Origin of the sequence: Enterobacter sp. 22499, assembly GCF_052044815.1 — a bacterium.
Lineage (GTDB): Bacteria > Pseudomonadota > Gammaproteobacteria > Enterobacterales > Enterobacteriaceae > Enterobacter > Enterobacter bugandensis.
On record NZ_JBQENR010000002.1, the window covers coordinates 266403 to 287981 of the forward strand.

Here is a 21579-nt window from a genome sequence, read left to right on the forward strand (position 1 = left end):
GTCAGATCGTGGAGGGTTGCGGCATGAGCGGGTCAGAAGAAGACTTACCCGAGCGCAACAGGAAGATGGAGATAAGCGTGGTGCTGAAAACTAACAGCCCCATAATGAGATAGGATTGGGCAAAGCCGTATTTCTCATAGCTGTAACCCGCCAGCGGCGACAGCACAGACGCAATCACCGAGCTTGTACAGGCAAAGCCCACCAGATAGAGCGTGGAAGAGAGCCGCTTATCAAAATGTAAGCTGTTGTATTTAAATACCGAGACCAGCAATACGGGCAGTTCTACCGCGTGCAGCAGCTTGGTAATGGAGATGAGCACCGGCCCCTCAACCAGACCAGATGCCACCATACGCATTGCCATCACCATTCCCGCGAATATCAGCCCGTTTTTCGCGCCGAGGCGGTTCACCAGCCACGGGGCGCAAAACATGCCCGCCGCCTCAAGGAAAACCTGGAAGGAGTTGAGATAGCCGTACATGGCGTTCCCTTCCTGCAACGTCGGGAACTGTGATGAGAAATAGACCGGGAACTGCTGATCGTAAACGCCGTAAATGCAGGTGCCGATAACGAAAAACACCAGCGCCCAGAAACGCGGCAGCGTCAGCAAGCGCAATGCGTCTTCCAGCGTCACCTTGCCACCGGACACCGCTTCCTGCATGGCGTGCGGTGCGGAAGAGACCCGCAGGCGTGCGAGCAAAACAAAAAACACCAGCCCGGCGCAGCTCGCGACAGCGAAATTCAGCTTCGGATTGATGTTAAACAGGAGTCCCGCAAAAAAGGTTGCCGCTGCCCAGCCAAGCGATCCCCACATTCTCGCCTTGCCAAACTCAAACTGGCTCTGACGGGCTACGCGTTCGGTATAGGATTCCAGCACCCCAATCCCACCGTTAAACGTCAGGCCAATAAAAATCCCGCCGAAAATACTGCCCAGCAACACGTTAATTTGCAGCAGATAGCCAAACAGCAAAAAGGCCGGACCGGAAAGAATAAGCAGACTGGTCAGAAACCAGAGCAGGTTTTTGCGCAGGCCGAGTTTGTCCTGAATAAATCCATAGCAGATTTGAGCAAACAGCGCGGAGACGGAAAGCACGGCATAGATAACGCCCGTATCCCCCGCTTTTAACCCCACTTCCTGGTGGAGCCAGATAGAGAGCAACGAACCGGAAGATGACCAGGTGACAAAAAAGAAAAACAGTAATGCGCTCAGTAAGGGATAGCTGTGAGAGTGATGCGTTTTCATCATGGCATTCTCATGTTGGAGTAATGACCCAATGGTAACGTTAACATCCATGTTTTCTCATGCTGCCTGATTAAGATTTAAGATGTTAATCACGAAAGTTAACGTTAACATTAAAGAAGTGAGATCGCGATCATAAATTCATAACTGAGGTAAGCATGACTTAACCTGGTCATCAGCCTTCCTTTTACATCAGCGACTTAGTTGTATACCCTCTCACAGAGCATTAACGGAGTAAGAAAATGGCTTCCCTGAAGGACGTCGCAAAGCTGGCTAACGTATCGCTGATGACGGTTTCCCGCGCGCTTAACAGCCCGGAGCGCCTTAAACCGGAAACGCTGGCGCGCGTACAGTGGGCTATCGAGCAAACCAGCTACGTTCCCGATCTGTCCGCCAAGAAAATACGCGGCGCGAATGCTTCGCCTAAAACCATAGGCGTGCTGGCGCTCGATACGGTCACGACACCTTTTTCGGTGGAGATTACGCTGTCCATTGAAGAGACGGCCAGGATGCACGGCTGGAATAGCTTCGTCATGAATATGTTTGCTGACGACAATCCGGATGCCATTGTCGATCTTCTGCTCTCCCACCGGCCTGACGGAATTATCTACACCACGATGGGGTTACGTCAGGTTCCTCTTCCTGCCAAGCTGCTCACCCTCCCCTGCGTGCTGGCCAACTGCGAGAGTGTCGGTGAAAAGGTCGCCAGCTATATCCCGGATGATGAACAGGGGCAATACGCCGCCGTCAGGGCATTACTCGCAGAAGGCTATCGGCAGCCCCTGTGTCTGCATTTACCTGTGGGCCATCTGGCCACAACCCGGCGCCGTCAGGGGCTTGAACGCGCCTGCCGTGAAGCTGGAATCGACCCGGACGGCCTGGAACATGCGTATATGGCGCACGGGGATGAGCATTATTGTGATATTCCGACCGCATTGCTGGCGCGCATACGGAAGGGCATCCCGCGGTTTGATTCCGTTATCTGCGGTAACGATCGGATCGCGTTAATGGTTTACCAGACGCTGCTGGCGCAAGGGCTTCGCATCCCTGAGGATGTCGCGGTTATCGGCTATGACAATATGGTGGGCATTGGCGAGCTGTTTTTGCCGCCTCTTTCAACGGTTCAGTTGCCCCACTACGAAATTGGTCGCCTGAGCGCCCTGCACATTATTAACGGTGAACAACACCGGGAAACGACGCGCGTTGAAAGTCCATTTTTAATGCGTGATTCCATTGCGCGCGCCATGTGACTACCGCTTTTTGTCGTTGATGGAAAAATAAGGGGGTATGAAGGCAGCATACCCCCTTCTTTTGTCAGCCAATGGCACGATTTGTCACACTCTTTTCTGTCATTTAACAACCCAAACAAATGCCGAATAAGCAATTGTTTTTATTGACAATAAAGTGCAATTTTCTTTTTAAAAATGGTGATATTGCCTCTCCTGTGCTCCATGTCACAAAACAGTAAACAAATTAACCATTGAGCCCCGTGACAAAAGGCTCTATATTGGCGGCGTTTTTTTCAGGCCCCATCTGTTTTTTAACTTTTTATTCAATCGTGGCTCATAGCGAAGCGGCGGTTGTAGGAGTGATATGATGACGGATAAAGTCCGTATTGACACCGTAGATGCCCACAAAAGCAACGAAACCTATCTGGCCCGTCAGGCCGAGTTTGAATCTAACGTCAGGAGTTATCCGCGCAAACTGCCATTAGCGATTACTAAAGCAGAAGGCGTGTGGATCACCGATGCAGATAATAAAGAATACCTTGACTGTTTAGCAGGCGCAGGGACCCTTGCGCTTGGCCATAACCATCCTGATGTGCTGAAAAGCATCCAAAATGTCATTACCAGCGGCTTGCCGTTACACACTCTGGATCTGACTACGCCTCTGAAAGACGCGTTTTCTGAATATCTGCTCTCTCTGCTGCCTGGTCAGGGCAAAGAGTACTGCCTGCAGTTCACCGGTCCATCCGGTGCCGACGCCGTTGAAGCGGCGCTGAAGCTGGCGAAAAAAGTGACCGGCCGTAGCGGTATCATCAGCTTCTCTGGCGGTTACCACGGCATGACCCACGGCGCACTGTCCGTGACCGGCAACCTGTCTCCGAAAGAAGCGGTTGACGGTATGATGCCAGAAGTGCAGTTCATGCCTTACCCGCACGAGTACCGCTGCCCGCTGGGTATCGGTGGTGAAGCGGGCGTGAAAGCGCTGACTTACTACTTCGACAACCTGATCAACGACGTTGAAAGCGGCGTGCGTAAGCCTGCCGCGGTGATCCTGGAAGCCGTTCAGGGCGAAGGCGGCGTGAACCCGGCTCCGGCTGAGTGGTTGCAGCGCATTCGTAAAGTGACTCAGGAACACGGCATTCTGCTGATCCTCGACGAAGTTCAGGCTGGCTTTGCCCGTACCGGTAAATTCTTCGCCTTCGAACACGCGGGCATCGAGCCAGACATCATCGTGATGTCTAAAGCGGTTGGTGGCGGTCTGCCGCTGGCCGTGCTCGGTATCAAAAAGCAGTTCGACGCATGGGCGCCAGGCCACCACACCGGTACTTTCCGCGGCAACCAGCTGGCAATGGCAACCGGCCTGACGACGCTGAAGATCCTGAAAGACCAGAACATCGCGGGCAAAGTGGCTGCACAGGGCGAATGGCTGAAAGGCCAGCTGAAAGAGATGGCAAAACGTTATCCGGTCATCGGTCACGTGCGCGGTCTGGGCATGATGATCGGTATCGAGATCGTTAAGCCACACGAAGCTGCTGACCATATGGGCTGCTTCCCTGGCGACGGCGAGCTGTCTGCGCTGATTCAGAAGAAGTGCTTTGAAGCCGGTCTGATTCTGGAGCGTGGTGGTCGTAACGGTATCGTTCTGCGCCTGCTGCCTTCCCTGCTGATCAGCGACGAAGAGCTGAAAATCTTCCTGGATAAATTCGAGCAGGCACTGCTTGCTGCGGGCGTTCGCCCGGCGTAACCGGAGTAGTTGATTACGATGTCAGATTCAAACCCAATTTTGTTCTCCTCTGCGCAGAGCATTGAAGCTTACCAGCAGGCGATTGAACAAAGCACTCAGGCTGTGATGCAGTGGCTGAAGCAGCCTGAGATGTACCAGGGCAAAACGGTCGCGGAGCTGCGCGACCGTATTAAGCTGGATTTCACCCCGAAAGGGCTGGGCAACGAAGCGGCGATTGAACGCGCCGTGGAATTCTTCCTGAAAGACAGCTTGTCCGTTCATCACCCGCAGTGTGTGGCGCACCTGCACTGCCCAAGCCTGGTGGTAAGCCAGGCGGCGGAAGTGCTGATCAACGCCACTAACCAGAGTATGGACTCCTGGGATCAAAGCCCGTCCGCAACCATTATTGAGATCAAACTGATCGAGTGGCTGCGTACCCGCGTGGGTTATCAGGCTGGCGACGCGGGTGTCTTCACCAGCGGCGGTACCCAGAGCAACCTGATGGGTCTGATGCTGGCGCGTGACGCATTCTTCGCGCGTCAGGGCCACTCCGTTCAGCAGGACGGTCTGGTGGGCGATCTGCGCAAAATTCGCGTGCTGTGCTCCGAAAACGCGCACTTCTCCGTGCAGAAAAACATGGCGCTGATGGGCCTGGGCTATCAGTCCGTAGTGCAGGTGAAAACCGACGAGTTCTCCCGCATGGATCTGACCGATCTGGCGGCGAAAATCGAGCAGTGCAACGCGAACGGGGAGCAGATTCTGGCCATCGTCGCGACGGCAGGTACTACCGATGCCGGTGCTATCGATCCGCTGCGTGCCATTGCTGAACTGGCGGCGAAGCAGAACATCTGGGTACACGTTGACGCGGCCTGGGGCGGCGCGCTGCTGATGTCCGATCAGTATCGTCACTACCTGGACGGCATCGAGCTGGTGGATTCCGTCACCCTGGACTTCCACAAGCAGTTCTTCCAGACCATCAGCTGCGGCGCGTTCCTGCTGAAAGAAGCGCGTCACTATGAGCTTATGCGCTATCAGGCGGCCTACCTGAACTCTGAGTTCGACGAAGAAGCGGGCGTGCCTAACCTGGTGTCCAAATCTCTGCAGACCACCCGTCGTTTCGACGCGCTGAAGCTGTGGATGAGCCTGGAAGCGCTGGGTCAGGAGCAATACGCGGCGATCATCGATCACGGCGTAACGCTGGCGCAGCAGGTTGCAGCCTACGTGAAAGAGCAGCCTGCTCTGGAACTGGTTATGCAGCCACAGCTGGCAAGCGTGCTGTTCCGCTTCCGTGGCCAGGTGCAGATGGACGACGCGGGCATCGCCCTGCTGAACCAGAAAATTGGTGATGCGCTGCTGGAATCCGGCCGTGCAAACGTCGGTGTGACCGAGCATAACGGCATCACCTGCCTGAAGCTGACTCTGCTGAACCCAACCGTGACGCTGGAAGATATCAAAATCCTGCTGTCGCTGGTTGAGCGCACCGCGCAGGAAGTTCTCGCGAAGTAATACAAAACCCCTCTTCCGTCGGAAGAGGGGTTATCTTTATACGCCTGCCCACCACATTCTGATTTTCAATCCCCAGTAGCTCGTCCAGCCCGTTGTGGTACTGACTACTTTCCCCTTTGACACAATCACCAGCGTCGGCGTTACGCTCACCTGCCACTGTTGCGACACGGCGCCGTTTGCATCGTTAATCACCGGCATACTCAGGTTTTTCTTTTCAGCCCAGCGAGCGAGCTTTGCATCGTCACCGGAGCGCATGGCAATGCTCACGACGTTACCGCCCTCTTTTGCCAGCTTATCGACCGCAGGTGTCGTATAACGACAGATGCTACACCAGGTTGCCCAGACGTAAATCAGCAGGGGGCGCTCCTTGCTGAGCGCCGCGATATCGTGAATGTTACCGTCGATACTCTGCATAGGCGTTGCGCTAAAGCTGGCGGGTAATGACGGCTTTCGGTATTGATCCACGCCCCACATGACCGCCAGCGTAAGCAGAATGAGTATGATCCCTTCCCGCGCCCAGCGGCGCAGGCGACTCAATTTACGGTTATCCATTATGACCTCTCGATTTAACGGAGGTCATCTTAGCGGGCTATTCGGCGTCATGCTGTAAAGAAGTGTCGCGTCACTTTATTCCGGGGTATAGCCGTAGTTGTAATGGCTATAACCCGAGTGGTAATAGAACGCAGCGGATTTCACAATATCATTGAGAATCGCGCCTTCAACCTGGACGCCCATCTGCTGCAGACGCTTCCGGCAGTTTTCGATCTCTTTGACGCTGGTTTTACCGAAACGGGCAACCAGCAACGTGGTTGCCGCGGCTCTGGCGACGAGTAGCGCATCAGTCACGGCCAGCACCGGTGGCGTGTCGACAATCACGATGTCGTACTCTTTGTCTATTCGCGACATTACCGTCTGGAAGCGCTCATTCATAAGCAGCTCGACAGGATGTGAAGGCTGAGATCCACAGGTCAAGACATCAAAGCCACCTTTCTCGAAGCGTTGAATCGCATCCTGCCACTCTATGCTTCCCCCCAGCACGCTGGACAACCCATGCTGGTTGTTCAGTTTGAAAATATTGTGAACATATCCCTTGCGCATGTCCGCATCAATAAACAGTACCCGTTGACCTGCCTGAGCGGCAATCGACGCCAGCGAGGTGCTCACCAAAGTCTTTCCGCAGTCCTGCGAAGGACCAGAAATCACCACTATCCGATTAACGGCATTCATCATGGTAAAATGCAGACTGGTGCGTAACCCGCGCACCGCCTCGACAAATATATCCGCCGGTCGGTCAACGGGCAGGAAAGGTACGTTTGACGTCCTGTGCTTCCAGTGGGAAGCAAACAGCGTCCTCTTGCGCAAATGCGTTTTTTTCCATAGCCACACTGAACGCGGGAGCGTAGCCAGAAGAGGCATTCCCTGCGCTTCCAGCTGTTCAGACGAGGTGATGCCCCGTTTAAACGCAGAGCGCACCAACACCGTCCCTGCAGAGAGCATCAATCCCACCAGCATACCGAGCACAATGATAATCACTTTGTGCGGTTTGACGGGTCCAGGCTGCGTTACTGCAGGGTCAATGATCCGCACGTTTCCGATGGCGCTGGAGCGCGAGATATTCAGCTCCTGCTGACGCGTCAGCAGCTGCAGGTAGATGGTGCGCCCGGACTCAACGTCACGGCTTAAACGCAAAATTTCCTGCTGGGTAGAAGGCATGGATGAGACGCGGTTATTCAGGCGCGTACGTTCCTGCTTTAGGGTCTGTTTTTTATCACGTAAGGCGCGGTAGGTTGGGTGATCCTTTTTGAAAAGCTGAGAAACTTCTGCTTCGCGGAACGTCAGCTCGTTAAGCTGATTTTCCACATTAACAACCTGATCGAGAACCGTCTTCGCCTCAAGGGATAGATCGACAGAATCGCGCTGCTCTCTGTAGGCGTTCAGTCGTGCTTCGGCTTCATCCAGTTCGCGCCTGATTTTAGGTAATTGGTCCTGTAAAAACGTCAGGCTGCGGGTATCTTTAGCTTCCTGGCGCGCAATATTCTGGCTGAGATAATTTTCAGCAATGGTGTTGAGCACCACGGCGATCTTGTCAGGGTCCTCGCCCGTCAGCGTTAAGCTGATAATTCCGCTCTGCTTCGCCGACTCAGAAACAATGAGTCGGCGCTGAAGGGCGTTTATTGCTTCAAGCTTTGTGACGGTTTTGAGGGCAAACCGGGTGCCTGGTGCCGCACTGAGCGAGGTGACAAGCAGCGTTACTCCGCCTTTAACCAGCGTTTTCCCAACAACGCCATCAGCCTCAAGCGTTTTTCCTTCGAGGTGATACCGGCCCTGCTCCTGCACGGTCAGTAAAAGTTCCTGTGGCTTGTCTTCCAGAAGAGGAAGGGTAAGCGCACCAATTGTCAGTTCACCGGCTTTACGCCCTCGTTCCAGCAGCGGCCCAATGACGGGCAGCATGCGCCGTTTGACGCTGTACGTTAGCCCCAGCTTGTCAACGGTCTCTCCCAGAATCATCCGCGACTTGAGCAGCAAGAGTTCGGGCGCAACATCAGGTGAAAGATCGGTACCAAACTGGCTTAAGCTTTTGAGCAACGAGTTGTCCTGCTTCGCTTCTATCTGCACAAGGGCATCAGCCTGATAGATCGGTGTGACGCTATACGCATAGATCCCGGCGCATACGGTGAACAGGAGCGTGATGCACGCTATCATTACCCGATGATCAAACATCTCAGCCAACAGCTGAATGAGATCAATTTCATTATCATGCGGTGTCGCAGCACCAAATTTGTCTGATTTATGAGACGACATTACTGCTTCATTCCTTGTTGACGCAAACGACGAGCCCATTCCTGACTGGCTTTTCCTAACTGCTCGAAAACATATTCGAAGGCTTCCCGGCTTTTGCGATACGGGTCGGGAATGTCCTTTGTTTCCAGCCACTGACCAAACAACAGCGATTTCCCCCGATTCTCCGGCGCCACTGAGGCAATAAAACGGAGATGCTCTGGCTCCATCACCAGAATCAAATCGGATTTTTGTAACAGAAAACGTGTGACCTTACGCGCCACGTGACCTTCCAGCGAAACGCCATGACATAAGGCGACTGCCTTTGCAGTCGCATCCGCCGGGCGTCCTTCAAGCCCGAAAATGCCTGCCGAGGTCACCTGCGCGTCGGGTAGCTGCTGGCGCAACAGCCGCTCACCAATCGGTGAACGGCAAATATTGCCGGTGCAAACCACGAGAATTGAATTGAACATTATTGCGGCCACGACCTGATGTAACGGACGGTTTCGGTCAGGTCATGTACGCCACTGATGGTGGGTACCAGCTGGGCGATCACACGATTCCAGCGTGAAAGCGGTGCCGTCGTGACATAGACAATGTCGTACGGTTCCAGCTCGAATTCTGTGCTCAGCACCATGGCTGAGGCATCTTCCGCATTGAGTTGATAGATGTTGGCGATTTTGTCTTTCTCGCCTTTCCGTGAAACCGGGCGAATAACAAAAATCCCGGTTGCATCGGCCATATTCTGGTTCAGCCCGCCTGCATTCCCCAGGGCTTCAGCCAGCGTCATGCCGCTACGATCCATCTTAAGGGTGCTCTGTTTAACCACCTCGCCCATCACAAACACTTTCAGCGCGTCGTTCCGGGGAACAAACAGGATATCGCCAGGATAAAGCAGTTTATTTTGGGTTAAATCGCCATGTTGCATCAGAGCATAGAGTGAAAGGCGCGAGTCCTGGCCATCATGCGTGAGCACGACGTTACGCCAGTCGGCATCCGCAGAGAGACCGCCCGCAGCGTTCACCGCATCCATTACCGTCAATGGAATATTGGTTATTGGCTGCTGGCCCGATTTCTCAACCTCTCCGGTGATATAGGCTTTTTGAGAACGGAAGGAGGCAACGCTGACGTCCACCTGAGGGCTCTCAATGACCTCATCCAGCCGCGCGGTGATCTCCTCACGTACCTGCGAAACCGTTTTGCCCGCTACTTTCAGCTTGCCGACGTAGGGGTAGAAAAGCGTACCATCGGCGTTAACCCAGTTGCCCGCGTCGCTCGCGCTACGGTACTGCCCTGCGGGCGTCGTGAGTTCAGGGTGATCCCAGACGGTGACCGTCAAAATGTCCCCTGAGCCAATGCGGTATTCCCAGTTTTTGAGCTGCTCATCCAGAGTAGGATTTGCCTGAGATTTAGAAACGGGTGGGCGCAGTTTTTCAATCAATACAGGGGTTAAAGGAAAAACTTCCACGCGTTTGTCCAGCGGATCGTTAATTTCCTCACCGGTAGTGACTTTTTTCCCGGAAAGACTTAAGTTCTGGCCTGGTGAAAATACACATCCTGTTAGCTGGCTGAGCGTCAGAAAGGACAGTAAAAGAGCAGTTGTATTTTTCATTTATATAAAATGTTGATTTATCGTTGCGCTGGGTAGTTAACTCGCAAAAGAAAGCAAGCAAGCCCTTGAAATATATTTATTTATCATTTCACCGTGATACTGTAAAACACACGTTCGCTGTCGTTTAAAAAGTTAAAAAACAGCGCACAATTGCGCAAGAAAACGGAGAGTAATAATACTTTATGCGCCGCGATATTAAATGTTATCCCTTACGAAAGCATTCGCTTAACGGTGCTATTTTGACGTATAAACTTATTTTCAGAATAGATTAATAAAATAATAAAAATAACAAATATTCCGCACAATCAACATTCACCGCAATGATGAGCATCACCGTTATCGACTACCCAAACCCCTCCACTTTTGTTACATTTTTTATCAAACGCATCATGCTTTGATACTTAAAATAGACCGTCTGTCTTGTGCTGTGTGCCCTGCAGACGAAAGTATCTGCAACAATATCACTGGAGAAAAAATGGCTAAGCGTAAATTGCTGCTTCTGGGTGTATTACTATCTCTGGCGGGCTCCGCGTTCTCTGCCCCGCAAACCGCCGCTGCGCCATCGGGCATCAAGGCCTATGAAGAACAAGAGTTCATCGCCGATTTCACGAAGTTTAAAATCGGCGATACGGCACCGGCGCAGTATCAAACGCCGGAGTACACCATTAAACAGTACCAGCTGCGTAACCTTCCGGCACCGGATGCCGGTACCCACTGGACCTACATGGGCGAAAACTACGTCCTGATTGGCGATGCAGATGGCAAAATCTACAAAGCCTACAATGGAGATATTTTCTATCATCGCTGATACGATCGTAATCCGTCCGTGGCAGGAGAGCGACCGCCCTTTCCTGCGTACGCTCTACCTCCACGCCCGGCGTGAAGCCTGGCCGTGGCTGGACAGTTCTGCTTGGCAGCTTGAAGATTTTGACGCGGCAACCCTGGACGAAGAGATTTGGGTGGCGGAGCAGGATGGGCACCGACTTGGCTTCGCCTCAGTCTGGACGAACGATAATTTTCTGCACAACCTGTTTGTCGACCCGCAGTATCAGAGCCTGGGCGTCGGACATGTGTTGCTTGAGCACGTACAGAAGACGTTTACCAGCACGGGCTCACTCAAGTGTCTGGTGAAAAATGTGCGGGCTATTACGTTTTACCAGCGGCACGGCTGGCACATTGAGGCGACGGGGAATTCTCCTGAGGGAGAGTACTATCTTATGCATTACCGGCTTGGGTAAAGTCAGGTGGCGCTTCGCTTACCTGACCTACAAAATCGTATTTCGTAGGCCGGGTAAGGCGAAGCCGCCACCCGGCAATCCAGCGCTGGGGGGTTACACCGCGCGGAAGGCGATTTCACCCGGGATCACTTCACCCTGCCAGTACAGCTGCGCCGCAACACGCCCCGCCAGCTGGCGATACATCTCAGCGAACTCGCTGTCCGGACGGCTGACGACCGTCGGCTTCCCGCTGTCCAGATCTTCACGCAAGGAAATATGCAGCGGCATCTGCCCCAGCAGCTGGGTGTGATACTGCGCAGCCAGTTTTTCCGCCCCACCCGTACCAAAGATAGGCTCATGGTGTCCGCAGTTGCTGCAGATGTGCATGCTCATGTTCTCGACGATGCCGAGCACCGGCACTTCCACTTTCTCGAACATCACGATGCCTTTTTTGGCGTCGATCAGCGCGATATCCTGCGGCGTGGTGACCACAACGGCCCCCGTTACCGGGATGTTCTGCGCCAGAGTCAGCTGAATGTCACCGGTGCCCGGCGGCATGTCCAGCACCAGATAATCCAGATCCGGCCACATCGTTTCCTGCAGCATCTGCAGCAGCGCTTTGCTGGCCATCGGGCCGCGCCAGACCATGGCGTTATCGTCGGTCACCAGGTAACCGATGGAATTGGTCGCCAGACCGTGCGCCACGATCGGCGCCATATGCGTGCCGTCCGGCGAGGTTGGACGCTGATTTTCCGCACCCAGCATGTTTGGAATAGACGGACCGTAGATATCGGCATCCAGAATACCGACCTTTGCCCCTTCCGCCGCCAGCGCGAGCGCGAGGTTGACGGCGGTAGAGGATTTACCCACCCCACCCTTACCTGAACTCACGGCGATGATGTTTTTCACCCCGTTGACGCCCGGCTGATTTTTCACACGCTTCAGCGTGGCAATGCTGTGGCTCAGCTTCCAGTCAATCGCTTTCGCACCGGTAATGCGCAGCAGTTCGGCGCTGGTCTGCTCTTTCAGCGCGTCAAAGGCGCTGGTCCAGACGAACGGCATCTGCACTTCAACGTGCAGCGTATCGTCCAGCCACGCGACGTGGTGCAACGCTTTCAGCGTAGTGAGGTTATGTTTCAGGGTTGGATGCTGAAAGTTAGCCAGCGTCCCGGCGACCATTGCTCGTAAGGCTTCCGGTGATTTGGCCTGGGATTGAGAACTCATCCCGACTCCTTTGTTCTTGTGAATAAGACCTTAGACAAACAAGTTTACCTGAAAGGCCGTGGTTTGTGCTTACTTAATAATGCCCCTTTTGGTAATATCGAAAACCCTTTTCACAGTTAAAAGAAGTAATGCCTACTATGACTCAAGTCGCGAAAAAAATTCTGGTAACGTGCGCCCTGCCGTACGCCAACGGCTCAATCCACCTCGGCCACATGCTGGAGCATATCCAGGCTGATGTCTGGGTCCGTTACCAGCGAATGCGCGGCCACGAGGTTAACTTCATCTGTGCGGACGATGCCCACGGCACGCCGATTATGCTGAAAGCGCAGCAGCTGGGGATTTCCCCGGAGCAGATGATTGCCGAAATGAGTCAGGAGCATCAGACCGATTTTGCTGGCTTTGACATCAGCTATGACAACTATCACTCCACGCACAGCGACGAAAACCGCGAGCTGTCGGAGCTGATCTACACCCGTCTGAAAGAGAACGGTTTCATCAAAAACCGCACTATCTCTCAGCTGTACGATCCGGAAAAAGGCATGTTCCTGCCGGACCGTTTCGTCAAAGGCACCTGTCCAAAATGTAAATCCCCGGATCAGTACGGCGATAACTGCGAAGTCTGCGGCGCGACCTACAGCCCGACCGAACTGATTGAGCCCAAATCCGTGGTATCCGGCGCCACACCTGTGATGCGTGATTCCGAGCACTTCTTCTTCGACCTGCCGTCCTTCAGCGAAATGCTGCAGGCGTGGACCCGCAGTGGCGCGCTGCAGGAGCAGGTGGCGAACAAGATGCAGGAGTGGTTCGAATCCGGCCTGCAGCAGTGGGATATCTCCCGCGATGCGCCGTACTTTGGCTTCGAAATCCCGAATGCGCCGGGCAAATATTTCTACGTCTGGCTGGATGCGCCAATCGGCTACATGGGCTCTTTCAAGAACCTGTGCGACAAGCGGGGCGACACCGTCAGCTTCGACGAATACTGGAAGAAAGACTCTACCGCCGAGCTGTACCACTTCATCGGCAAAGACATCGTTTACTTCCACAGCCTGTTCTGGCCGGCCATGCTGGAAGGCAGCAACTTCCGCAAGCCGACCAACCTGTTCGTACACGGCTACGTCACGGTGAACGGCGCCAAGATGTCCAAGTCCCGCGGGACGTTCATCAAGGCCAGCACCTGGCTGAACCACTTCGACGCGGACAGCCTGCGCTACTACTACACCGCGAAGCTCTCTTCCCGCATCGACGATATCGACCTGAACCTGGAAGATTTCGTGCAGCGCGTGAACGCAGACATCGTGAACAAGGTGGTGAACCTGGCGTCCCGTAACGCGGGCTTTATCGCCAGGCGCTTTGACGGCGTAATGGCCGCTGAACTGGCGGACCCTGCCCTGTACCAAACCTTCACCGACGCGGCGGCCACCATTGGCGAAGCCTGGGAAACGCGCGAGTTCGGTAAAGCAGTGCGTGAAATCATGGCGCTGGCTGACCTGGCTAACCGCTATGTGGACGAGCAGGCGCCGTGGGTTGTCGCTAAACAGGAAGGCCGCGATGCCGATCTGCAGGCCATCTGCTCCATGGGCATCAACCTGTTCCGCGTACTCATGACGTACCTGAAGCCGGTTCTGCCGCAGCTGGCAGCCCGCGCTGAAGCGTTCCTGAACACCGAACTGACCTGGGATGCAATGGCGCAGCCACTGCTCGGCCACAAGGTGAACACCTTTAAGGCGCTGTATAACCGCATCGAGATGAAGCAGGTTGAAGCGCTGGTCGAAGCCTCTAAAGAAGAGGTGAAAGCGGCTGCAGCACCGGTAACCGGCCCGCTGGCGGACGATCCGATTCAGGAAACCATCACCTTTGATGATTTCGCTAAAGTCGACCTGCGCGTGGCGCTGATTGAAAACGCAGAATTCGTGGAAGGCTCTGACAAGCTGCTGCGCCTGACGCTGGATCTCGGCGGCGAGAAGCGCAACGTCTTCTCCGGCATCCGCTCTGCCTACCCGGACCCGCAGGTGCTGATCGGCCGTCAAACCGTGATGGTCGCTAACCTGGCGCCGCGCAAAATGCGCTTCGGCATTTCCGAGGGGATGGTGATGGCAGCAGGCCCTGGCGGGAAGGATATCTTCCTGTTAAGCCCAGACGAAGGCGCGAAGCCGGGCCAGCAGGTGAAATAACAAAAAAGCCGGAGATAATCTCCGGCTTTTTTTATGGTTTCGGGTGATGCACCCGATGGGTCAGCCCGCGCAGGAAATTACGCAGAAACTGGTCGCCGCACTCGCGGTAATTTTTGTGGTCCGGCGCGCGCATCATGGCAGTAATTTCCGGCATCGACACGCGGTATTTCTGCTCGGTCATGATCGCCTGGATATCGTCCGTTTTCAGCGAGAAGGCGATACGCAGCTTTTTCAGCACCGTGTTGTTGTTCACGCGACGCTCCAGCGCCAGCTCGGGCGCGGAGTCATCTTTTCCACGTTTCTCGTAAATCAGCCCGTTCAGAAAACCCGACAGAATGATGCCCGGGCAGCGGACGAAGCCCTCTTCGTCCTCTTTGGTCATCCAGGTATCAAAATTTGCAGACGTGGATTCCATGTCGGACAACGCAAGAATGCGCACCATGTCGTTATTGTTTGCTTTCAGGGTGTAGCGCAGGCTACGAAGAATATCGTTACTTAGCATAGAGCCTTCGAATGTCGATGATGCAATAGCGCGCAGTGTACCAGTTTTACAGGCCAATCGCCTCTTTCAAACTTTTCAGATAGCGGCGGCTGACGGGGACGGTCTGCCCGGCGCGCAGCACCAGCTCGGCCTGACCGTTATCTTCCAGACGGATCTCCTTCAGGTGCGCCATGTTCACCAGATACTGACGGTGACAGCGAATCAGCGGCGTGCGGCTCTCCAGCGTGCGCAGGGTCAGCTCGGTAAACCCTTCGTTCCCTTCCGCGCTGGTGACAAACACCCCGCTCAGGCGGCTGCTGACAAAGGCCACATCATCCATCTGCAGCAGATAAATCCGGCTGTGCCCGGTGCAGGGGATAAATTTCAGCGGCTGCTGGTTTTCCGGCAGCAGCGTGACGTCCTGGACGGTTCGCTCCTGGCGTAAGCGGGTGAGCGTTTTTTCCAGCCGCTTCTCTTCAATCGGCTTGAGTAAATAATCGAAAGCGTGCTCCTCAAAAGCCTTAACGGCATATTCGTCGAACGCCGTCAGAAACACGATGTAGGGACGATGCGCCGGGTCGAGCATGCCGACCATCTCCAGCCCGCTGATGCGCGGCATCTGAATGTCGAGGAACAGCACGTCCGGGCGCAGCTTGTGCACCGCACCGATGGCCTCAATGGCGTTGGCGCACTCCCCCACAATCTCAATGTCTGGCTGCTCCTGCAGCAGAACGCGCAGGTTTTCCCGTGCCAGCGGCTCGTCATCCACGATCAGCACTCTTAACATGCGTTTTCCTCCAGCGGCAGTCGAACGGTAATACGGGTAAAACGGTCAGGCTCGCAGGCGACGGTAATGCCACAGTCGTCGCCAAAATGGGCGCGCAGACGTTTATCCACCAGGCTCATCCCTAATCCGCCCGAAGCGGAAGGCTGGTACAGCCCGGCGTTATCTTCAATATCCAGCACCAGATGGTGGTTAAAACGGCTGGCAGCAATGGTTATCTCCCCTCTCCCCAGCAGCTGCGAGGTACCGTGCTTGATGGCGTTCTCCACAATAGGCTGTAGGGTAAAGGCCGGGAGATGCTGATACGCCAGCTCGTCCGGAACGGAGAGCGACACCTGCAGGCGGGACTGAAACCGCGCCTGCTCAATTTGCAGATAGGCATTCACGTGCTCAATTTCATCGGCGAGGGTCACGATCTCTGACGGGCGCTTCAGGTTTTTACGGAAAAAGGTCGACAAAAACTGCACCAGCTGCGCGGCCTGATCGCTGTCGCGGCGAATCACCGCTTTGAGCGTGTTGAGGGCATTAAACAGGAAATGCGGATTGACCTGGGCATGCAGCAGCTTAATTTCAGACTGCGTCAGCAGGGCTTTCTGCCGTTCATACTGCCCGGCCAGAATTTGCGCGGAAAGAAGCTGGGCGATACCCTCCCCCAGCGTGCGGTTGATGGAGCTGAACAGACGGTTTTTCGCCTCATACAGCTTGATGGTGCCCATCACCCGCTGATTTTCCCCGCGCAGCGGAATGACGAGCGTGGAGCCCAGCTTGCACTGCGGATGCAGCGAGCAGCGGTAAGGCACTTCGTTACCGTCGGCATACACTACTTCGCCGGTTTCAATGGCGCGCAGCGTATAGGTCGACGAGATCGGTTTGCCCGGCAGGTGGTGATCGTCTCCGGTGCCGGTAAACGCCAGCAGCTTTTCGCGATCGGTAATGGCCACCGCGCCGATATCCAGCTCTTTATAGAGCACCTGCGCAACCTTCATGCTGTTCTCTTCGTTAAACCCCTGACGCAGGATCCCTTCGGTCGAGGCGGCAACCTTCAGCGCCGTGGCGGAAAAGGCCGAGGTGTACTTCTCAAACATGGCGCGCTTGTCGAGCAGAATACGCATAAACAGCGCCGCGCCGACGGTGTTGGTCACCATCATCGGGGCGGCAATACTGCTGACCAGGTGCAGCGCATCCTCGAACGGGCGGGCAATCAGCAGAATGATCGCCATCTGCGCCATTTCAGCCACAAATGTAATGGCCCCGGCGGTAAGCGGGCTAAACACCTTGTCCGGGCGACCGCGCTTAATCATATAGCTGTGCACCAGGCCACCAAGCAACCCTTCGACGATCGTCGAGATCATGCAGCTGAGCGCCGTCATCCCGCCCATGGAATAGCGATGCAGCCCACCGGTTAAACCGACAAGGCCACCGACGACCGGGCCGCCCAGCAGCCCGCCCATCACCGCGCCGATGGCGCGCGTATTAGCAATAGAGTCTTCGATGTGGAGGCCGAAGTAGGTCCCCATGATGCAAAAAATAGAGAAGGTGACGTAGCAGAGCAGCTTGTGCGGCAGACGTACGGTGACCTGCATCAGCGGAATGAAAAGACGCGTTTTGCTCATCAGCCAGGCAATGACCAGAAACACGCACATCTGCTGAAGCAACAGCAGCACCAGGTTAAACTCGTACATACTCAAAACCGCACACGCTAAAAAACGCGTAACATACACGGATGCGGCTGAACTTTCTTTGAAGCGCCCCAAAAAAGCGCAAAATCGTGTCCGTTATCACATCTTTTTCTGCACATCACGCCTGCTTCGCATTACTTGTTTAAAAATTAATCAATTCTTCCTGGTTCGGCAAAGTGGGTCTACAGTTAAGCTGGGGACGCGTAAGCCAGGGGGCAAATATGGCGCTTTACACAATCGGTGAAGTGGCACTCCTTTGTGATATCAATCCCGTTACCCTACGGGCGTGGCAGCGACGGTATGGATTGCTCAAACCGCAGAGGACGGACGGTGGTCATCGCCTTTTCAACGATGCCGATATCGACCGGATCCGCGAAATCAAAAGCTGGATCGACAACGGGGTGCAGGTCGGGAAAGTGAAGTCCCTGCTGAGTCACGACGACCCGGACACGCAACGCCTCTGGCGCGAGCAGCAGGAAACGCTGCTGCGCCTCCTGCAGGCGGGTAACCTGCAGCGACTGCGCGCCTGGATCAAAGAGCAGGGTCGCGATTATCCGGCGAAAACGCTTATCACCCATCTTTTCATTCCGCTCCGTCGGCGCCTGCAGTGCCAACAGTCTACCCTGCAGGCGCTGCTCAGCATGCTTGACGGGGTGCTGATCAACTATATCGCCGTCTGTCTTGCCTCAGCGAAGAACAAGGCTGGAAAAGATGCGCTGGTGGTCGGCTGGAACGTGCACGATACCACCCGTTTGTGGCTGGAAGCGTGGATCGCCACCCAAAAGGGCTGGCGCGTGGATGTCCTTGCGCACTCGCTGGGGCAGCTCAAACCCGAGTTTTTCGACGGCCAGACCCTGCTGGTCTGGTGTGGCGAAGTGCCGTCCGCCACGCAGCAACAGCTGCTGACGGAGTGGCGTGAGCATGGTTATCCGGTTTATTCCCTTGGCCCGGATGAGCCATAACGGCATTTAATGGTTCATTAACAGCTGCGCTTCACCGTATAATTGTTCCGTTAACAACAGGAGCACATGATGAAGGCAACTAAACTCGCCATTATTACCCTTTTTGTCCTGATGGCCGTAAGCGGTATCGGCGGGGTGATGCTTGCAGGATACTCGTTTATCGTTCGTGGCGGTGTCGGCTGAGGTAAAGCGCCAACCGCTCAAAAAGGCGATCGACAACGATGGCCGCCAGCGCGACCAGCACCGCCCCCTGCACAATATAAGCCGTATTAAATCCGCTTAAGCCGATGATGATCGGCGTTCCCAGCGTATTGGCACCGACCGTAGACGCAATGGTCGCCGTCCCGATGTTAATGATCACCGACGTGCGGATCCCGGCAATAATAACCGGTGCCGCAAGCGGCAGTTCTACCTTGCGCAGCCGCTGCCAGCGGCTCATCCCCATCCCTTCCGCCACGCTTAAAACAGACGCCGGGACCGCCGCAACGCCCGCCAGCGTGCCCTGCAGAACGGGCAACACGCCGTACAGAATCAGCGCAATAATCGCGGGCTGCTGACCAAAACCCATCACCGGCACGGCTATCGCCAGCACCGCCACCGGCGGAAACGTCTGTCCAATGGCCGCAACCGTCTCCACCAGCGGACGAAACTCCCGGCCCGCAGGTCGCGTGACCGCGATGCCCGCCCCTACTCCCAGCACCACCGCGATGACGCTTGAGAGCGCCACCAGCCAGAGATGCGCCAGGGCAAGGTTAATAAAACTCTCCTGCTGATACACCGGCCGCGGTAACCCCGGAAAAAGAGTGTTAAACAGCGCCGCGCTGTGAGGCATCAGAAACAGTAGGGCGACAAAGAGCGATACCAGCCAGAGGAGCGGATCACGCAGTGCCTTCACGCGTCACCTCCCCGGCCAGCAGATCGCGAAAATGCAGGCTGCCGCACGGCGCCCCCCGGACATCCGCGACGGGCAGGACTTCGCACCGGCGCGCGACAAACGCGGAGAGGGCATCCCGCAGGCTCATCTGCTCCTGTAGCGGTTCCCCGCCGGGCGGTGCATTCTCCCGACGCATATAGTCTCCGACCGTCCGCAGGGAGAGCAGCCTGACGCCCAGCTCGCTGCGGCCAAAAAACTCGCGCACAAAGTCATTCTTCGGGCTGGTCAGCAGCGCAAGCGGCGCGCCCTGCTGCACCACCTCGCCGTGGTCCATCAGCACCAGATGGTCGGCCAGGCGCAGGGCTTCATCTATATCGTGCGTCACGAGGACGATGGTTCGACCAAGAATGCGGTGAATGCGGGTCATCTCCGTTTGCAGCGCCCCGCGCGTAACGGGATCCAGCGCGCCAAAGGGTTCATCCATCAGCAGCACCTGCGGGTTAGCCGCCAGCGCGCGCGCCACGCCCACGCGCTGCTGTTGCCCACCGGAGAGCTGGTGAGGATAGCGGTCGCGCAACGCGGGCTCCAGCCCCAGCAGAGACATCAGTTCATCAACGCGGTCAGCGATTTTAGCCCGCGACCATTTCTCCAGCTGCAGCACGGTGGCGATGTTCTGTGCCACCGTCCAGTGCGGAAACAGGCCGATAGACTGAATGGCATAGCCCATTCGGCGGCGCAGATCCAGCACCGGCAGGCTGCGGATCTCTTCCCCGGCAAAGCGAATTAACCCGCTGTCATGCTCCACCAGCCGGTTGATCATCTTCAGCGTGGTGGATTTTCCCGAGCCCGAAGTGCCAATCAGCACGGAAAATGCCCCCTCGGCAAAGTTCAGGTTCAGATGGCTTGCCGCCGGGCGGCCGGCAAAGGTTTTACTCACATCATGAAATTCAATCATTGGCTCTTCTCCTGAGCAGCGCGAGCCATAAGGCAAACAGCGCGTCGACGACAACCGCCAGCGCAATGGTAGGGACTACGCCTAACAACACCAGATCGAGGGCACTGCTCAGCAGCCCCTGGAACACCAGCGCGCCAAAGCCGCCCGCTCCAATCAGCGCGGCAATCACCGCCATGCCAACGATCTGAACCGCCACCACCCGCAAGCTGCGCAGCAGCAGGGGCAGCGCCAGCGGGAGCTGAATCTTCCAGAAACACTGTCGCGCGCTCATCCCCATCGCATGGGCGCTTTCCAGCACATCCGGCGCAACCTGGCTTAAGCCGGCGACCACGCCGCGCACCAGCGGGAGCAGCGCGTACAGCACCAGCGCAATCAGCGCGGGCGTTAACCCCGTTCCGGCGATACCCACCGCGCCCAGCGCGGGAAACGACTTCACCAGCCCGGCCAGGGGGGCAATCAGCAGGCCAAACAGCGCAACGGAGGGAATGGTCTGGATGACGTTGAGCACGGCAAAGATGCTACCCTGACGTGAGGGATGACGATAACACCACATGCCGAGCGGTATCCCGATCAGCAGGGCCGGGATCAGCGTGCCGAAAAGGATCGTCAGATGTTGCGCCAGGGCATCATCAAACACCTCCTGACGGTTGGCGTACTCTTTTAACAGCGAGAGGTTGTTCAGTTCACCGCTGAACAATAACAGCAGCGGAATAGACCATATCTGCGCATTAAGCACCCAGCGCCAGACAGAACTGGCGATGAGACGACGAATCGCATCGCTGCTGGCCAGTAAACACAAAGCCAGCCAGAGCCACAGGCCGCTGCCTGGCGTGGTTCTCGCCAGCGGACTTTCCGCCGAGGCCATATGCGTTGCCGCCAGCCCGGCGCTCCAGAACAGCGTGATAAAGAGACCTTCCGAGAGCAGCAGCGTCAGCCACTGCGCCGTTCGCCCTTGCCAGAGCGACAGTCCAACCCACGCGGCCAGCGCAGCCGCCAGCCACCACGGCGTGAACGACCATACGTCCCAGAGAGCACGCCCTTCCCCCGACATCAGGCGGTTAGGCGCGACGTTCACAAACGGTAACGCGACCGCCGCGATGGCCACGCAGGCCAACAGCAGCAGTACGCGGTTATGACATTTTATTGGCAC

20 protein-coding genes are annotated in these 21579 nt (G+C 55.8%); 8 read left to right on the top strand and 12 right to left on the bottom strand.

Features of this window, described 5'->3' with window-relative positions; all coding sequences use genetic code 11:
• Window position 1 precedes the first annotated feature (1 nt).
• Window positions 2-1243 carry an MFS transporter gene (locus ACTJI7_RS09160; RefSeq protein WP_045259753.1) on the bottom strand — a complete coding sequence of 414 codons (1242 nt, stop codon included), beginning with the start codon at window positions 1241-1243 and terminating at the stop codon, window positions 2-4.
• Between the two features lie 236 nt (window positions 1244-1479).
• Here ACTJI7_RS09160 and ACTJI7_RS09165 point away from each other — a divergent pair, with 236 nt between their 5' ends.
• The 3 genes from ACTJI7_RS09165 (at window position 1480) to ACTJI7_RS09175 (ending at window position 5692) form a co-directional block, all read left to right on the top strand.
• Window positions 1480-2487 (top strand): LacI family DNA-binding transcriptional regulator, encoded by a 1008-nt coding sequence (locus ACTJI7_RS09165; protein ID WP_440670202.1) that lies wholly within the window; start codon window positions 1480-1482, stop codon window positions 2485-2487.
• Window positions 2488-2830: 343 nt separating this feature from the next.
• On the top strand, window positions 2831-4207 hold the full coding sequence (locus ACTJI7_RS09170) for a diaminobutyrate--2-oxoglutarate transaminase (protein ID WP_014884533.1): 1377 nt from the start codon (window positions 2831-2833) through the stop codon (window positions 4205-4207).
• An 18-nt stretch (window positions 4208-4225) separates the two neighbouring features.
• Window positions 4226-5692, top strand: a complete 1467-nt coding sequence (locus ACTJI7_RS09175) for a pyridoxal phosphate-dependent decarboxylase family protein (RefSeq protein ID WP_258150691.1) — start codon at window positions 4226-4228, stop codon at window positions 5690-5692.
• A gap of 36 nt (window positions 5693-5728) precedes the next feature.
• Here ACTJI7_RS09175 and ACTJI7_RS09180 read toward each other — a convergent pair whose 3' ends face one another.
• The 4 genes from ACTJI7_RS09180 to ACTJI7_RS09195 all read right to left on the bottom strand — a co-directional run bounded on the left by ACTJI7_RS09180 (window position 5729) and on the right by ACTJI7_RS09195 (window position 10082).
• Entirely contained in the window at window positions 5729-6244 is a 516-nt protein-coding gene (locus tag ACTJI7_RS09180; RefSeq protein ID WP_045259750.1) for a protein disulfide oxidoreductase, read from the bottom strand.
• A gap of 75 nt (window positions 6245-6319) precedes the next feature.
• Window positions 6320-8494, bottom strand: a complete 2175-nt coding sequence (locus tag ACTJI7_RS09185; RefSeq protein WP_045259749.1) for a polysaccharide biosynthesis tyrosine autokinase — start codon at window positions 8492-8494, stop codon at window positions 6320-6322.
• Entirely contained in the window at window positions 8494-8943 is a 450-nt protein-coding gene (locus ACTJI7_RS09190) for an arsenate reductase/protein-tyrosine-phosphatase family protein (protein WP_045259748.1), read from the bottom strand. The genes ACTJI7_RS09185 and ACTJI7_RS09190 overlap by 1 nt, the downstream gene beginning before the upstream one ends.
• Window positions 8943-10082, bottom strand: a complete 1140-nt coding sequence (locus ACTJI7_RS09195) for a polysaccharide export protein (RefSeq protein WP_126326844.1) — start codon at window positions 10080-10082, stop codon at window positions 8943-8945. The genes ACTJI7_RS09190 and ACTJI7_RS09195 overlap by 1 nt, the downstream gene beginning before the upstream one ends.
• A gap of 475 nt (window positions 10083-10557) precedes the next feature.
• On the opposite strand from ACTJI7_RS09195, the gene ACTJI7_RS09200 reads away from it, so the two are divergent.
• Both ACTJI7_RS09200 and ACTJI7_RS09205 read left to right on the top strand, forming a co-directional pair.
• Window positions 10558-10890: an RcnB family protein gene (locus tag ACTJI7_RS09200; protein WP_008500887.1), complete on the top strand. Its 333-nt coding sequence runs from the start codon at window positions 10558-10560 to the stop codon at window positions 10888-10890.
• Window positions 10841-11320 (top strand): GNAT family N-acetyltransferase, encoded by a 480-nt coding sequence (locus tag ACTJI7_RS09205; protein ID WP_069733525.1) that lies wholly within the window; start codon window positions 10841-10843, stop codon window positions 11318-11320. Before ACTJI7_RS09200 ends, ACTJI7_RS09205 begins: the two co-directional genes overlap by 50 nt.
• Window positions 11321-11413: 93 nt before the next feature.
• Here the strand turns inward: ACTJI7_RS09205 and apbC are convergent, their stop codons facing one another.
• On the bottom strand, window positions 11414-12523 hold the full coding sequence (gene apbC, locus ACTJI7_RS09210) for an iron-sulfur cluster carrier protein ApbC (protein ID WP_028013834.1): 1110 nt from the start codon (window positions 12521-12523) through the stop codon (window positions 11414-11416).
• 137 nt (window positions 12524-12660) lie between these two features.
• Here apbC and metG point away from each other — a divergent pair, with 137 nt between their 5' ends.
• Window positions 12661-14694, top strand: a complete 2034-nt coding sequence (metG, locus tag ACTJI7_RS09215) for a methionine--tRNA ligase (protein ID WP_059358525.1) — start codon at window positions 12661-12663, stop codon at window positions 14692-14694.
• Between the two features lie 31 nt (window positions 14695-14725).
• Here metG and ACTJI7_RS09220 read toward each other — a convergent pair whose 3' ends face one another.
• From ACTJI7_RS09220 to ACTJI7_RS09230, 3 genes are read right to left on the bottom strand one after another with little or no spacing between them, the layout of a single operon-like run.
• Window positions 14726-15196, bottom strand: a complete 471-nt coding sequence (locus ACTJI7_RS09220; protein WP_440670198.1) for a DUF1456 family protein — start codon at window positions 15194-15196, stop codon at window positions 14726-14728.
• 46 nt (window positions 15197-15242) lie between these two features.
• Window positions 15243-15962, bottom strand: coding sequence for a two-component system response regulator BtsR (btsR, locus tag ACTJI7_RS09225; RefSeq protein WP_023312443.1), 720 nt, complete (start codon window positions 15960-15962; stop codon window positions 15243-15245).
• On the bottom strand, window positions 15956-17641 hold the full coding sequence (locus tag ACTJI7_RS09230) for a sensor histidine kinase (protein ID WP_041909056.1): 1686 nt from the start codon (window positions 17639-17641) through the stop codon (window positions 15956-15958). The genes btsR and ACTJI7_RS09230 overlap by 7 nt, the downstream gene beginning before the upstream one ends.
• A 218-nt stretch (window positions 17642-17859) precedes the next feature.
• Between ACTJI7_RS09230 and mlrA the strand changes: the two genes are divergently transcribed.
• Together mlrA and ACTJI7_RS09240 are read left to right on the top strand one after the other, a co-directional pair.
• Window positions 17860-18600: an HTH-type transcriptional regulator MlrA gene (gene mlrA, locus ACTJI7_RS09235; RefSeq protein WP_028013838.1), complete on the top strand. Its 741-nt coding sequence runs from the start codon at window positions 17860-17862 to the stop codon at window positions 18598-18600.
• Window positions 18601-18669: 69 nt separating this feature from the next.
• Complete coding sequence (locus tag ACTJI7_RS09240; protein WP_008500895.1) at window positions 18670-18783, top strand: protein YohO; 114 nt, start codon at window positions 18670-18672, stop codon at window positions 18781-18783.
• Here the strand turns inward: ACTJI7_RS09240 and ACTJI7_RS09245 are convergent.
• From ACTJI7_RS09245 to ACTJI7_RS09255, 3 genes are read right to left on the bottom strand one after another with little or no spacing between them, the layout of a single operon-like run.
• On the bottom strand, window positions 18758-19495 hold the full coding sequence (locus tag ACTJI7_RS09245) for an ABC transporter permease (RefSeq protein WP_440670195.1): 738 nt from the start codon (window positions 19493-19495) through the stop codon (window positions 18758-18760). The genes ACTJI7_RS09240 and ACTJI7_RS09245 overlap by 26 nt on opposite strands.
• Window positions 19479-20429: an ABC transporter ATP-binding protein gene (locus ACTJI7_RS09250; RefSeq protein ID WP_440670193.1), complete on the bottom strand. Its 951-nt coding sequence runs from the start codon at window positions 20427-20429 to the stop codon at window positions 19479-19481. Before ACTJI7_RS09250 ends, ACTJI7_RS09245 begins: the two co-directional genes overlap by 17 nt.
• Complete coding sequence (locus ACTJI7_RS09255; RefSeq protein WP_440670191.1) at window positions 20422-21579, bottom strand: ABC transporter permease; 1158 nt, start codon at window positions 21577-21579, stop codon at window positions 20422-20424. Before ACTJI7_RS09255 ends, ACTJI7_RS09250 begins: the two co-directional genes overlap by 8 nt.

What these genes read in the sequence shown, in the direction of transcription:
- ACTJI7_RS09160 (WP_045259753.1), bottom strand. Translation starts at nt 1,243, where the DNA reads ATGATGAAAACGCATCACTCTCACAGCTATCCCTTACTGAGCGCATTA.
- ACTJI7_RS09165 (WP_440670202.1), top strand. Translation starts at nt 1,480, where the DNA reads ATGGCTTCCCTGAAGGACGTCGCAAAGCTGGCTAACGTATCGCTGATG.
- ACTJI7_RS09170 (WP_014884533.1), top strand. Translation starts at nt 2,831, where the DNA reads ATGATGACGGATAAAGTCCGTATTGACACCGTAGATGCCCACAAAAGC.
- ACTJI7_RS09175 (WP_258150691.1), top strand. Translation starts at nt 4,226, where the DNA reads ATGTCAGATTCAAACCCAATTTTGTTCTCCTCTGCGCAGAGCATTGAA.
- ACTJI7_RS09180 (WP_045259750.1), bottom strand. Translation starts at nt 6,244, where the DNA reads ATGGATAACCGTAAATTGAGTCGCCTGCGCCGCTGGGCGCGGGAAGGG.
- ACTJI7_RS09185 (WP_045259749.1), bottom strand. Translation starts at nt 8,494, where the DNA reads ATGTCGTCTCATAAATCAGACAAATTTGGTGCTGCGACACCGCATGAT.
- ACTJI7_RS09190 (WP_045259748.1), bottom strand. Translation starts at nt 8,943, where the DNA reads ATGTTCAATTCAATTCTCGTGGTTTGCACCGGCAATATTTGCCGTTCA.
- ACTJI7_RS09195 (WP_126326844.1), bottom strand. Translation starts at nt 10,082, where the DNA reads ATGAAAAATACAACTGCTCTTTTACTGTCCTTTCTGACGCTCAGCCAG.
- ACTJI7_RS09200 (WP_008500887.1), top strand. Translation starts at nt 10,558, where the DNA reads ATGGCTAAGCGTAAATTGCTGCTTCTGGGTGTATTACTATCTCTGGCG.
- ACTJI7_RS09205 (WP_069733525.1), top strand. Translation starts at nt 10,841, where the DNA reads ATGGCAAAATCTACAAAGCCTACAATGGAGATATTTTCTATCATCGCT.
- apbC (WP_028013834.1), bottom strand. Translation starts at nt 12,523, where the DNA reads ATGAGTTCTCAATCCCAGGCCAAATCACCGGAAGCCTTACGAGCAATG.
- metG (WP_059358525.1), top strand. Translation starts at nt 12,661, where the DNA reads ATGACTCAAGTCGCGAAAAAAATTCTGGTAACGTGCGCCCTGCCGTAC.
- ACTJI7_RS09220 (WP_440670198.1), bottom strand. Translation starts at nt 15,196, where the DNA reads ATGCTAAGTAACGATATTCTTCGTAGCCTGCGCTACACCCTGAAAGCA.
- btsR (WP_023312443.1), bottom strand. Translation starts at nt 15,962, where the DNA reads ATGTTAAGAGTGCTGATCGTGGATGACGAGCCGCTGGCACGGGAAAAC.
- ACTJI7_RS09230 (WP_041909056.1), bottom strand. Translation starts at nt 17,641, where the DNA reads ATGTACGAGTTTAACCTGGTGCTGCTGTTGCTTCAGCAGATGTGCGTG.
- mlrA (WP_028013838.1), top strand. Translation starts at nt 17,860, where the DNA reads ATGGCGCTTTACACAATCGGTGAAGTGGCACTCCTTTGTGATATCAAT.
- ACTJI7_RS09240 (WP_008500895.1), top strand. Translation starts at nt 18,670, where the DNA reads ATGAAGGCAACTAAACTCGCCATTATTACCCTTTTTGTCCTGATGGCC.
- ACTJI7_RS09250 (WP_440670193.1), bottom strand. Translation starts at nt 20,429, where the DNA reads ATGATTGAATTTCATGATGTGAGTAAAACCTTTGCCGGCCGCCCGGCG.